The organism is Rudaea sp., assembly GCF_036560865.1.
Lineage (GTDB): Bacteria > Pseudomonadota > Gammaproteobacteria > Xanthomonadales > Rhodanobacteraceae > Rudaea.
In genome coordinates this window covers 18,079-31,082 of record NZ_DATBQK010000069.1, presented here as the reverse complement: position 1 = coordinate 31,082, position 13,004 = coordinate 18,079, and the positions used below count along the sequence as shown (strand labels likewise).

The 13,004-nt window shown below is 63.1% G+C and carries 10 protein-coding genes and 1 riboswitch; of the genes, 8 read left to right on the top strand and 2 right to left on the bottom strand.

Annotated features, from left to right (window positions below; all coding sequences use genetic code 11):
- The first annotated feature begins 122 nt into the window (after positions 1–122).
- From VIE67_RS07350 to cfa, 7 genes are all read left to right on the top strand, one after another.
- Complete coding sequence (locus tag VIE67_RS07350) at positions 123–2,099, top strand: M48 family metalloprotease (protein WP_414707311.1); 1,977 nt, start codon at positions 123–125, stop codon at positions 2,097–2,099.
- Between the two features lie 63 nt (positions 2,100–2,162).
- Positions 2,163–2,858, top strand: coding sequence for a phosphate regulon transcriptional regulator PhoB (gene phoB / locus VIE67_RS07345; RefSeq protein WP_332024772.1), 696 nt, complete (start codon positions 2,163–2,165; stop codon positions 2,856–2,858).
- A 192-nt stretch (positions 2,859–3,050) separates the two neighbouring features.
- Positions 3,051–4,385: a phosphate regulon sensor histidine kinase PhoR gene (gene phoR / locus VIE67_RS07340; RefSeq protein WP_332024770.1), complete on the top strand. Its 1,335-nt coding sequence runs from the start codon at positions 3,051–3,053 to the stop codon at positions 4,383–4,385.
- 75 nt (positions 4,386–4,460) lie between these two features.
- Entirely contained in the window at positions 4,461–6,692 is a 2,232-nt protein-coding gene (ppk1, locus tag VIE67_RS07335; RefSeq protein WP_332024768.1) for a polyphosphate kinase 1, read from the top strand.
- A gap of 53 nt (positions 6,693–6,745) precedes the next feature.
- A riboswitch (Fluoride riboswitch) is annotated at positions 6,746–6,821 on the top strand.
- 85 nt (positions 6,822–6,906) lie between these two features.
- Positions 6,907–7,290, top strand: a complete 384-nt coding sequence (crcB, locus tag VIE67_RS07330) for a fluoride efflux transporter CrcB (RefSeq protein ID WP_332024766.1) — start codon at positions 6,907–6,909, stop codon at positions 7,288–7,290.
- A 53-nt stretch (positions 7,291–7,343) separates the two neighbouring features.
- Entirely contained in the window at positions 7,344–7,673 is a 330-nt protein-coding gene (locus VIE67_RS07325) for a putative PII-like signaling protein (protein ID WP_332024764.1), read from the top strand.
- A gap of 120 nt (positions 7,674–7,793) precedes the next feature.
- Entirely contained in the window at positions 7,794–8,927 is a 1,134-nt protein-coding gene (gene cfa, locus VIE67_RS07320; protein ID WP_332024762.1) for a cyclopropane fatty acyl phospholipid synthase, read from the top strand.
- On the opposite strand, the gene VIE67_RS07315 is transcribed toward cfa, so the two are convergent.
- Both VIE67_RS07315 and VIE67_RS07310 read right to left on the bottom strand, forming a co-directional pair.
- Entirely contained in the window at positions 8,912–9,166 is a 255-nt protein-coding gene (locus VIE67_RS07315; protein WP_332024760.1) for a hypothetical protein, read from the bottom strand. The genes cfa and VIE67_RS07315 overlap by 16 nt on opposite strands.
- Positions 9,163–10,560 (bottom strand): YeiH family protein, encoded by a 1,398-nt coding sequence (locus tag VIE67_RS07310; protein WP_332024758.1) that lies wholly within the window; start codon positions 10,558–10,560, stop codon positions 9,163–9,165. Before VIE67_RS07310 ends, VIE67_RS07315 begins: the two co-directional genes overlap by 4 nt.
- A 188-nt stretch (positions 10,561–10,748) precedes the next feature.
- Here VIE67_RS07310 and parC point away from each other — a divergent pair, with 188 nt between their 5' ends.
- On the top strand, positions 10,749–12,989 hold the full coding sequence (gene parC / locus VIE67_RS07305; RefSeq protein WP_332024756.1) for a DNA topoisomerase IV subunit A: 2,241 nt from the start codon (positions 10,749–10,751) through the stop codon (positions 12,987–12,989).
- Positions 12,990–13,004 lie beyond the last annotated feature (15 nt).

Here is a 13,004-nt window from a genome sequence, read left to right as displayed (position 1 = left end):
AGGTGCGGTGGGCATAAACGCCGGCTAAGCGCGCATTCGCCAATCGTGGATGCATGGTGGATGCGGAACCCTGGCAGGAGTAATGTAATCCAACCCATCGGCCCCACCTTCGATTCCAGGCAATGTTGTTGAAAAACTTCCCGCTAATCCTGCTTGTGGCCGCACTCGGTCTGCTCTGCGGCAACGCAAACGCAACCGATACGCGCCTGCCGAATCTCGGCAGTTCGGCCGGCCAGATCGCCTCACCCGAGGAGCAGCGCCAGTACGGTTTTTATGTGCTGCACGAATTGCGCAACCAGAGCGGCGTCCTCGATGATGCCTTGCTCACGGATTATCTGAACACACTCGGCTATCGCCTCGTCTCCAACAGCACGCAGCCGGATCAGGCGTTCACGTTCTTCGTCGTGCGCGACAACGATATCAACGCGTTCGCCCTGCCCGGCGGTTTCGTCGGCGTAAATGCGGGACTCGTCACCACGACCGAATCCGAGAATGAACTCGCCGCCGTGCTCGCGCACGAAATCTCGCACATCACGCAGAATCATTTGATTCGCGCGGTCGAAGCCGAGCAGAAGATGGAGCCGTTGATGATCCTTGCGATGATCGGGGCGATCGCTGCGTCCAGCCATCAGAGCCCCTACAGTTCGAGCAACTCGGGTATCGGTGCGATGGCCACGGTGCAGGGGCTCGCGGCCCAGATGCAGATCAACTTCACCCGTCAGGACGAAGCCGAGGCAGATCGCGTCGGCATCTACACGCTCGCCAAATCGGGATTCGATCCGGACGCGATGGCCGATTTCTTCGAACGCATGCAGCGCGCGCTACGCCCGGGCTTCGACGAGAACGACGTGCCTGCCCTGCTGATGGACCATCCAGTCACCACGCAACGCATCAGCGAAGCCAAGGCGCGCGCCGACGTGATCAAGAAGGAATACAACACATACAGTGTGAGCGTAGGCAACGTGGAAGCCGGCGGCACGAGCACATCCAAATTGCCCTGCCAAGGCGACCATCCCTGTGTCGGCGATACCACCGCCGCGGACAGTTCCGCCACGTCGGTGGCGTCAAAAGAGGCGCCGCACGCCGCGTCCCTGATCGCGTCGATCGCATCGGATTCCGCCGTCAGGTTTGAATCGCCGCAGGCGCGTGCGCGCCAGCGCGCTTTGAACCAGGCCTATTTCCTGCTCATGCGCGAACGCGTGCGCGTACTCGCCAGTGCGCAGCCGGCCGAGATGGTTACCTACTACGCCGACAACCTGCGCAATCACGCCGAGTTCAATACGCCGGCCAATCGCTACGGTTACGCGCTCGCCCTGATCCAGGCCGGAAAAGCGAAACAGGCGATCGAACCATTGCAGAAACTCGCCGAAGCGCAACCCGAAAATCTGGTTTTCCAGATTGCGCTGGGCAATGCGGAACTTTACTCGGGTGCGCGCGACGAGGCCCTGCAGCGTTATGTGCGCGCCGAGAAGACGTTTCCGAGCAATCGCGCGCTCGCCCTTGCGCACGCGGATGCGCTCGTGCAGCACGGCGACAAGGCCGCGGGCAAGCAGGCGCAGGAACTGTTGCGCGCGCAGTTGTCGAAGGACGACGAGGATCCCGACCTGCAGACCAGCTTCGCGCGCGCCTGCGAGTTGGCCGGCGACAGCGTGCGCGCGGGCGAGGCACACGCCACGGCCGCCTATCTCAACGGCCGCGCCGAAGATGCGTTGAACCAGCTGAAGGATATCTCCAAGCGTGGCGACCTCAACTATTACCAGCGCACGCGCGTCGAAGCCTTGATCGCGCAGATGACTCCGCTCGTGCTCGATCTGCGCCGGCACAAGATCAAGCCCGCGGACCAGGGCAAATTCAGCGCGACCTGCCTGAAGAATCCGTCCGGTTTGCGTTTCAGTGCACAGGCGACGCCGCTGGCGCCCACGCCGAACGGGTTCGGCGCGAATGGCTTCCGCTCGAATGGCTACCGGGCCGATCAAGACGCAGGCTTGGGCAATGCGGCAACGGGCTGGCCGGGCAGCAATTCCGCATTGCAGAACCTGTCCGAGGCACCAGCCACGACCAACGATTGCGGCGCGCCGTCATCGAGCCGTAACAATTAACCGCTGCAATAGCACAAATCTGCAACAAAGCGCCGCCCCCCGGCGCAGGACAGGCTTGAACTCGTGCTGAAAAATATCCTGATCGTCGAAGACGAGCCCGCGATCCGCGACATGGTCGCCTTTGCCCTGCGCAAGGCCGGCATGGAACCCAGCCACGCCGCAGATGCGCGCGCGGCGCAGACGATGATCGTTGAGCGCGTGCCCGATCTGATCCTGCTCGATTGGATGTTGCCGGGCATGAGCGGTCTGGATCTCGCGCGCCGCCTGCGCAAGGAAGAACTCACCCGCGACGTGCCGATCATCATGCTCACCGCGCGCGGCGAGGAGGCCGACCGCGTCGGCGGCCTCGAGGCCGGCGTCGACGATTACGTGGTCAAGCCTTTTTCGCCGCGCGAACTGATCGCGCGTATCAATGCGGTCATGCGCCGCGCGCACGGCGCCGATACCGACGGCGTGGTCGCCATCGGCGCGCTCAGGATCGACAGCGCCGCCCACCGCGTGCATGCGGGCGAAGTCAGCGTACCGATCGGACCGACCGAATATCGCCTGCTGCATTTTTTCATGACCCATCCCGAACGCGTGTATTCGCGCAGCCAGCTGCTCGACTATGTCTGGGGCGGCAGCGTCTATGTCGAGGAACGCACGGTCGACGTGCATATCCGCCGCCTGCGCAAGACGCTCGAACCGTATCGCTGCGACGAGCTCGTGCAGACCGTGCGCGGTGCCGGCTACCGTTTTTCGACCACGCCGTCGGCTTGACGTTTCCTTCTCCCCGCGGGAGAAGGTGGCGCGACAGCGCCGGATGAGGGAGAAGCATTTGGTGATTCCACGCAACACCGACGTGCAAGGCGTTTCCCTCATCCGCCTTCGGCACCTTCTCCCGGTGGGAGAAGGGAAACATTGCGCATAGGAGTATAATTGTGCGCATCCGCGATCAGGCAACCGTCCCCGATGCATCTGGATTTTCTGCAAAGCCACGCCTGGCAGGTTTCGCTCGGGCGTTTCGTCGTCCTGCTTGCGGTCTCGCTCGCCGTCGGCTGGTGGTTCGGCGCGCCCCTGTACGCCGCGTTGATTGCCCTGTCCGGCTATTCGGTGTGGTCGCTGGTCAGCCTGTACCAGATGCAGTCGTGGCTGCGCTCGCGCCAGCGCCGACCGCCGCCGGAGGATCGTGGCGTGTGGTCGGATATTTCAGCGCACATGTATACTAAATTGCATGCCGAGCGCTCGCGCAAGCGGCGTCTGGTCAACCTGCTGCGTGCGTTCCGCGAGGGTGCCGCCGCCCTGCCCGACGGCGTCGTGGTGCTCACACGCGGACGCAGCGTGGTCTGGTTCAACGAAGCCGCCGCGCGCCTGCTCGGCCTCGCCGCACCGCGCGACCGCGGCGCGCATATCGACGGATTCCTGCCGCTGCCGGTGCGCTCCTGGCTGACCGAAGATCCGGCCCAGGAACCACTGCGCGAGGTCGCATCCAACCTGGACGAGGCGATCCGCCTGTCGTTCCGCCTGATACCGTATTCGCGCGACCACCTGCTGCTGGTCGTGCGCGACGTCACCCCGCTGGCGCGACTGGAACAGGTGCGTCGCGATTTCGTCGCCAACGTGTCACACGAGTTGCGTACACCGTTGACCGTGTTGCACGGATATCTGGAAATGCTCGAACCCGAAGTCATGCCGCAACTGGCGCCGGTCCTCGCCGACCTGCGCGGCCAGTCGCGGCGCATGACCCAGATCGTCGAGGACCTGCTCACCCTGTCGCGCCTGGAAGCGCAGCAGCAGATCAACGACGCCGAGCGCGTGTCGATACGCGCGCTCTTGTCCACGCTCAGGCGCGAGGCCGAGGGTCTTTCGCAGGGCCGTCATCGGGTGGACATCGTGCAGAGCTGCGACAGCGATCTGCGCGGCTCGACCGATTACCTGCACAGCGCGTTCTCGAACCTTGTTTCCAATGCGGTGCGCTACACCGCAGAAGGCGGGCGTATCGAGCTGTCCTGGCAGGCCACTGCGAACGGCGGCGCACGCTTCGCCGTGGCCGACACCGGCTACGGCATTCCGGCCGAGCATCTGCCGCGCATCACCGAGCGCTTCTATCGCGTCTCGACCAGCCGCTCGCGCGAAAGCGGCGGCACGGGCCTGGGTCTGTCCATCGTCAAGCATGTGTTGCAGCTGCATCAGGCGCGACTGGAAATCCAGAGCGAAGTCGGCGTCGGCAGCACCTTTAGTTGCGTGTTTGCGCGCGAGCGCCTGCTCGCGCCCGAAGTATTGATGGATGAAACGCATGCGCATTGAAGGAACTCGACGCCGGCGGCAACGCACGTCGCTGGTTAACGGATTCCCGCGCGCGTTTGGCGGATACTGTCCAAGATGACGAGCGATCACGCCAACGGCGGCGACACCGAACCACAGGCCCAGTCTGCGGCCACGCTCATTGCGCGCAGCCGGCGCTCCGCATCGCCCGCATCCGCGGAAGCGACCCCGGCGGCGAACAAACCCGAGCCTGCGCGTACGCCACTTGAAACCGCGGGCGCCAATGCGGAACTGAATCTGCGCGACCCGTCGCTGTATCTCAATCGCGAACTGGCCCAGCTCGAATTCCAGTTCCGCGTGCTCGCGCAGGCGCAGGATGCGCGCGTGCCGCTGCTCGAGCGCATGCGCTTTCTGTGCATTTCCAATTCCAACCTCGACGAATTCTTCGAAGTGCAGGTGGCGATCCTGCGCCACCACGTCGCCTTCGGCGATGCCGAGGCCGGGCCCGACGGCGTAAACCCGAGCGAGCTGCTGGCACGCATCCGTACGCGCGTACTCGAACTCGTCGCCGCGCAGTATTCGTTCTGGAACGATACCCTGCTGCCTGAACTCGACCGCGAAGGCATCCGCTTCATCGCGCGCGACCAATGGACGGAGAAGCAGAGCCGCTGGCTGCAGGGATATTTCCAGAACGAAGTGTTGCCGGTGCTCTCGCCGCTCGGGCTGGATCCCGCGCATCCGTTTCCGCGCATCCTCAACAAGAGTCTCAATTTCGCCGTCTCGCTCAAAGGCAAGGATGCGTTCGGCCGCGAAGGCAACATGGCCCTGGTGCGCGCGCCGCGGTCGCTGCCACGCATCGTGCGCCTGCCGGAGGGAGTTGCGGAGAAACCCTACGATTTCATTTTTCTCTCCAGCATCCTGCACCAGTTCATGGACGAACTGTTTCCGGGCATGCGCGTTACCGGCGCCTACCAGTTCCGCGTCACGCGCAACAGCGAACTGTTCGTCGACGAGGACGATGTCGAGAATCTCGCGCTCGCCTTGCGCGACGAATTGCGCGGACGCGGCTTTGCGCGCGCGGCGCGACTGGAGATTGCCGACACCTGTCCGAAACCGGTCGCCGAATACCTGATGCACAATTTCGAGCTTGGCGAAAGCGAGATCTACCGCTGCGCCGGGCCGGTCAACGTGCATCGCATCACCACGATCTACGATCAGGTCGACCGCCCCGATCTGAAATTTCCCAAGTTCACCGCACGCCTAGCCGCGCCGATCGTCGCCGAGCGCAACCTGTTCGACGCGATCGCCGAGCGCGATCTGCTGCTGCACCATCCGTTCGAATCCTTCGGCGCGGTGGTGGAGCTGATCAAGCAGGCGGCGAGCGATCCCGGGGTGCTCGCGATCAAACAGACCCTGTACCGCACCGGCAACGACTCGCCGCTGGTCAACTCCTTGATCGACGCGGCGCGCGCGGGCAAGGACGTCACCGTCGTTGTCGAATTGCGCGCGCGCTTCGACGAGGAGGCGAACATTCAGCTCGCCAATCGCCTGCAGGAAGCCGGCGTGCAGGTCGTGTACGGCGTGGTCGGCTTCAAGACGCACGCGAAGGTTCTGCTGATCGTGCGCCGCGAGAAGAAAGGTCTGCGCCGCTACGTGCATCTCTCCACCGGAAATTATCACCAGGTCACTTCGCGTTTCTACACCGATTTCGGCTTGATGACCGCAGACAAGGATATCGGCGAGGACGCGCACAAACTGTTCCAGCAGCTGTCCGGTCTGGGTCTGGTGATCAAGCTCAAGCGCCTGCTGCAGTCGCCGTTCACCCTGCACAAGGGCGTGATGGCGATGGTCGAGCGCGAGATTGCGCACGCGCGCAGCGGACGCCCGGCACGCATCATCGCCAAGATGAACGCGTTGAACGAAATCAGCGTGGTGGAAATTTTGTACAAGGCCTCGATGGCCGGCGTGCAGATCGATCTGATCGTGCGCGGCGCCTGCACGCTCAGGCCCGGCATGCCCGGCATTTCGGAAAACATCCGCGTGCGTTCGCTCGTCGGCCGCTTCCTCGAACACAGCCGCGTGTACTGGTTCGCGAATGCGGGCAAGCCGGAAACGTATTGTTCGAGTGCGGACTGGATGGAACGCAACCTGCTGCGCCGGATCGAAACCTGTTTTCCGATCCTCGATCCCGAACTCGCTCAGCGCGTCTACGATGAAGGGCTGGCGAACTATCTCGCCGACAACACGCAGGCCTGGCGCCTGCACGCCGACGGTCACTACGAACGCGTGACGCCGGGCGACGACATGCCGCACTCGGCGCAGCAGGCATTGCTCGCGCGCATCTGCTGACGGCTTTCGGCGCCGAGCTTGACCGGCGCGGTGGCACCTGCGGTAACATGCTCCCCTCGCAGGGAGATGGCATGCCTCCCGCTCCGCTGGGGGGCCAACCGCCGCAAGGCTGATGATGCCTGACATGTCCCCGTAGCCGGGCGTCAGGTGGCGTGCGCTTTTCAACGCACCGATCGTTTGGGCTTCGGGTTTGTTCACACAACCCGGATGCACCATGACTTGGTTATCGTTGTTTTCCGTTCTGCTCGGCGGCGCCATCGGCAGCGCGCTGCGCTGGGCGCTCGGACTTGCGCTCAATCCGTTGCTGCCCACCCTGCCGCTCGGCACGCTGACCGTGAATCTGGTCGGCGGTTTCATCATCGGCAGCGCAATCGGCGTCTTCGATCAGTTCCAGAGCCTGCCGCCGGAACTGCGTCTGTTCGTGATCACCGGTTTCTGCGGCGGGCTGACGACATTTTCAACCTTCTCCGCAGAAACCGTCACCCTGCTTTTGCGCCAGCAATACGGCTGGTCGCTCGCGATCGTCACCACGCATTTGTTCGGATCGCTGCTGATGACGCTGGCCGGCATCGGTGTCATGCGTCTGCTGTTCAAATGAATCCCCGTCCTCATCCCTGATCGCGAAGTTCGTACTTCAACAAGGAAGCCGCCATGCAAGGTATACATTTACGCTTTTACACATACGAGAACCGCCGCCACGGCGGCGCACTGCTGTACGAATGGCTGCTCGAGAAGGCGAAGAAACTCGGCATCCACGGCGGCTCGGCGTTCCGCGCGATCGCCGGGTTCGGCCGGCATGGCCAGTTGCATGAGCAGCATTTTTTTGAACTCGCCGGCGACGTGCCCGTGCTGGTCGAATTCATCCTGACCAACGAGCAGGCCGATGCGCTGATCGCCGACCTGCGCAAGGAGAAAGTCCATCTGTTCTTTGCCCGCCTGGCAACCGAGTTCGACGAGATCGATCCCGATGCAGGTGCCTGAGCGGTCGTCCAATCCGGTATAAAGACGAAGCACCCAACCCGTCGAAAGCCGGCGGACCGCGACTGGACTTGAGAGTGCGTTGGCCGCTTATACTTGCCCAATACTCACACTCGACATCCCATGCCTCGCCTGACCGCCCGCAACCGCATCGAATCCCTGTTGAACCTTGCCGGAGTAAGCATCGACGGCGATGCGCCGACCGATATGCAGGTGCACGACGAGCATCTGTACGCACGTGCGATCTCGCACGGCTCGGTCGGACTGGGCGAAGCCTATATGGATGGCTGGTGGGATGCGCGCGATCTGGACGGATTCCTTTACCGCGTGCTGCACGCGCATATCGACGAGCGCGTCGGCGGTATCGACGACGCGGCGCTGTTTTTGCGTTCCAAGCTGCTCAACCTGCAACGCGGCCGCCGCGCCTACGAGGTCGGCGAGCATCACTACGATCTGGGCAACGACCTGTTCGAGGCGATGCTCGGCCAGCGCCTTGTGTATAGCTGTGGATATTGGAAAAATGCGCCAGCGCTCGACGCGGCGCAGGAGGCCAAGCTCGACCTCGTCTGCCGCAAGCTCGGCCTGGCGCCAGGCATGCATGTGCTCGATATCGGCTGCGGCTGGGGCGAGGCGCTCGGCTACGCCGCGGAAAAATACGGCGTCAGCGGCGTCGGCATCACCGTATCGCTGGAACAGGCGCAATTCGCGCGCGGGCTGTGCGCGGGTTTGCCGATCGAAATCCGCGTGCAGGACTATCGCAACATTCCGCGTGAAATCGGCGGCGAACGCTTCGACCGCATCTGGTCGATCGGCATGTTCGAACATGTCGGCGTGAAGAACTACCGCACCTATTTCGAGACCGTGCGCCGCTGCCTCGTCGACGACGGCCTGAGCCTGCTGCACACGATCGGCGGCAACGAATCGACCAATCACACCGATCCGTGGATCGCCAAGTATATTTTTCCCAACTCGATGATTCCGTCGGCCGCGCAGATCGCGACGGCCGTCGAAGGCCTGTTCGTGATCGAGGACTGGCACGGTTTCGGCACCGACTACGACAAGACCCTGCTCGCCTGGCGCGACAACTTCGATGCCGCATGGCCGGGCCTGCAGGCCAAATATGGCGAGCGCTTCCGCCGCATGTGGCATTTTTATCTTGCTGCGAGCGCGGCGAGTTTCCGCGCGCGGCGCGATCAGCTCTGGCAGATCGTGCTGTCGCCGCGCGGCGTGCCGGGCGGCTATCAGGCGTCGCGCTGAAATTGTGGCAGCGCGGAGTAATTCGCGCAAAAGCTCGTCGCGCGCAGCAGGCGTTGATGTCTGGCGCACAGACCGTCGCCGCCGCGCACCGAGGCAAACCCTGAACTCAGCGCATTCAAACCGGGCAGCTGCGCTTCGATCTGCAGCGGGTCGACGCTGAAGAACGTACAGGTCGCACACGCCGGCGCAGCACGCAGGTCGCGTGCGCGAATTTGCGCGCGCACCTCCAGCGCATTCATGGCGTCGGCTGCCCCAGTTGCTGCCAGAAACTCGCGAATACCTGGGTCGACAGCAGATAGCCGAGCAGCAGATTGACCGCAACGCCCGCGCTGAACGCGTAGAACGGTTTCGCGCCAGCGGCGGCAAGATCGCGCAGACGCGTGGTCAGGCTGATGCTCAGGAAGCAGAAGGTGAATGCCCAGGTACGCAGGCCCTGCAGCGGCGCGACCACGTCCGGAACCAGGGTCTTCTTGTAAGTCGCATAATCGAAACCGTGCGCGACCAAGGTGACGATCGCCGAGGCGATGAAAAATCCGATCACGAATTTCGGAAAGCGCCGCCAGATTTCTCCGCTGTCGGTGCGCGAGGTGATGCCGTTGGATTCCCAGCGCGTCACTGCGACGATCGACAGCACCAGCGCCCACACGCCAATCCACAAGTCACGGCCGATCACCTTCATCAGGGTGAATGCCTGCACGGCGGCCTCGCCCGTGCCCGAGATGCCGGGTTGGCCGGCGAAACCGGCGTAGGTCTGCGCTGCCGCGAAACCAGCGGCATCGGCGAATTCGGATGTGCCGATCCATGCGCCCGCGACGCCGGTGGGCAAGCTCAGCGCCTTGGCAAGCAGCGGCAGGACGAAGATCATCACGATCGCCCACAGAAACACGACCGTGATCGTCAGTGAGACATGTTCCTTCTTCGCTCCGACCGCGCCGCCGACCGCGATCGCGGCGGAGACACCGCAGACTGCGCCGCCAGTGCCGAGCACTGCGGCGAGGCGCTGATCCAGGCCGAGCCTTTTCGCGACAAAGTAAATCGTTCCGAACGTGGTCAGCGAAATGATCGCCGCTTGCACGATCGCCACCGGTCCGGCCCAGACGATCAAGGCCAGAGGTACGCCCGCGCCGAGCAGGACGATGCCGGTTTTCACGTAGAACTCGACGCGCAGAGCGCTGTGCAGCCACGTCGGCAGGGTGAACAGGTTCGACACGATCAGGCCGAACAGCAGCGCGACCAGCGGCGGTTCGAGACTGTAATAGGCCGCGCGATCCCAAAGGCCGAGCGCGTAGATCAGCGTGGTCACGACGAACAGCACGGCAAACGCCGGCACGAAATGCGCGATGCGAATGCCGAGCGCTTTTGCGGCGACACCGAACAGCACCAGCCAGAGTATAAAAAGGGAAAAATAACGCGGTGCGTTGGTCGCGAACTGGGCGGTGATTTCGCTCCACCTCGACCATTTCTGCGGCGTGACCGCCAGCCACTTGATGCTGCCGCCATTGGCGAACGCGATCACCGCGGCGATCACCAGGCCGAGGCCGATCCAGATCGCCCACCAGTCTTCCTTGCCGAACAGTTCGCGCCAGGATGAAACGGGCGCCGGCTTCGGCGCAGTTGCGGAATCGGTAGCCACGGCAAGTCCCCCGCCAGATTTCGACCCGCCCATGCTACGCATTCCGCTCGCCGGCGCAATGCCGCTTGGCTATATGCTCATGCCGGTCTGCGTACGCCAGGCAGCACACGAGCCGAAGATTCGCCGACCGGCGTTTTCCGGCACAATAAGCGATTGCATCCGCATGCCCTTTCCGGCCAGCCATATCCATGAATCTGCAAGCCAATTACGAACAAATTCCGCTCAAGGACTACGCCGAGCGCGCCTATCTCGACTATTCGATGTACGTGGTGCTGGATCGCGCCCTGCCCTTTATCGGCGACGGGCTGAAACCGGTACAGCGCCGCATCGTCTACTCGATGAGCGAACTCGGCTTGGACTCCGGCTCCAAACCGAAGAAATCCGCGCGCACGATCGGCGATGTCATCGGCAAATTCCACCCGCATGGCGACAGCGCCTGTTATGAGGCGATGGTGCTGATGGCACAGCCGTTCTCGTATCGTTATCCGCTGGTCGACGGCCAGGGCAACTTCGGTTCGTCGGACGATCCGAAATCGTTCGCGGCGATGCGCTATACCGAATCCCGACTCACGCCGATCGCCGAACTGCTGCTCCAGGAACTCGGCCAGGGCACGGTCGAGTGGACGCCGAATTTCGACGGCACGCTCAAGGAGCCTTCGTGGCTGCCAGCGCGTGTGCCGCATGTGCTGCTCAACGGCTCGACCGGCATCGCGGTTGGCATGGCGACCGATATTCCGCCGCACAATCTGCGCGAAATTGTGAGCGCGTGCATCCATCTGCTCGACGAGCCCGAGGTGAGCATCGCCGAGCTGTGTCGGCACGTGAAGGGGCCGGACTATCCGACCAGCGCCGAAATCATCACGCCCAAAAGCGATTTGAAGGCGATGTATGCGACCGGTAACGGTTCGGTGCGTGCGCGCGGTATCTACGTCAAGGACGACGGCAATGTGGTGATCACCGCGCTGCCTTATCAGGTCTCGGGTGCCAGGATCATCGAGCAGATCGCCAACCAGATGCGTGCGAAGAAGCTGCCGATGATCGAGGACGTGCGCGACGAATCCGATCACGCAAACGCCGTGCGCCTGGTGCTGATTCCGCGCAGCAACCGCGTCGATCTCGACGAGATGATGCAGCATCTGTTCGCCACGACCGATCTTGAACGCAGCTATCGCGTCAACCTCAACATGATCGGCCTCGACGGCAAGCCGCAGGTCAAGAATCTCAAGCAGATCCTCAACGAGTGGCTGCGCTTCCGTCAGAGCACAGTCACCAAACGCCTGCAGCACCGCCTCGACAAGGTCGAGCGCCGCCTGCATCTGCTCGAAGGCCTGCGCATCGTCTTCCTCAATCTCGATGAAGTGATCCGCATCGTGCGCAGCGAGGACGAGCCCAAGCCGGTTCTGATCAAGCGCTTCAAACTGAGCGAGGAACAGGCCGACTACATCCTCGAAACCCGCCTGCGCCAGCTTGCGCGTCTGGAGGAAATGAAGCTCAACGCCGAACGCGATGTGCTCGAGGAAGAACGCGCACGACTCACGGTGACACTCAAGTCGCCGGCCAAGCTCAAGACCCTGATCAAGGACGAGCTGCGCGCGGATGCGGAAAAATACGGCGACAAGCGGCGTTCGCCGATCGTCGAACGCGAAGTCGCGCAGGCGCTGGACGAGGCCGCGCTCGTGGTGAGCGAGCCGATCACCGTGATTCTTTCGGAAAAAGGCTGGGTGCGTGCGGCGAAAGGCCACGATATCGACACGCTGGCCCTGAGCTATCGCGAGGGCGACAGCTTCCACAATGCGGCAATAGGCAAAACCACGCAGCAGGTGGCGTTTATCGATTCGAGCGGAAGAAGTTACTCGACTCCTGCACATACTCTTCCTTCCGCGCGAGGCAACGGCGAGCCGCTGACCGGCCGCTTCACGCCTGCCGGAGGCGCGCGTTTCGATGCGGTCGCGATGGCCGACGCGACGACCAGGCTCGTACTCGCCTCGGATTTCGGTTACGGCTTCGTGACCAAATTCGAAGCCCTGCTCGGCAACAAGAAAGCCGGCAAGCAACTCCTCAATATCGACGACGACGCGCATGTGCTTGCACCGGCCTACGTCAACGATACCGCGCGCGACCGTATCGTCGTCGCGACCAATTCGGGTCACCTACTGATGTTCTCTGTCGCCGAGTTGCCCGAACTCGACAACGGCGGCAAGGGCAACAAGCTGATCGAGATTCCGAAGGCCAAACTGACCGACGGCGAACGTGTCGCGGGCATTGCCGTGGTCGCCGAGGGCGCGGGCGAAATCACCCTGTTCGCCGGCCAGCGCAAGCTGATTCTGAAGTGGGCCGACCTCGTCGAATACAACGGCAACCGTGCGCAGCGCGGCGGCACCCTGCCGCGCGGCTTCCAGCGTGTGGAGCGGATCGAGACGAGCGCTTGAGAGCAAGACCGCAGC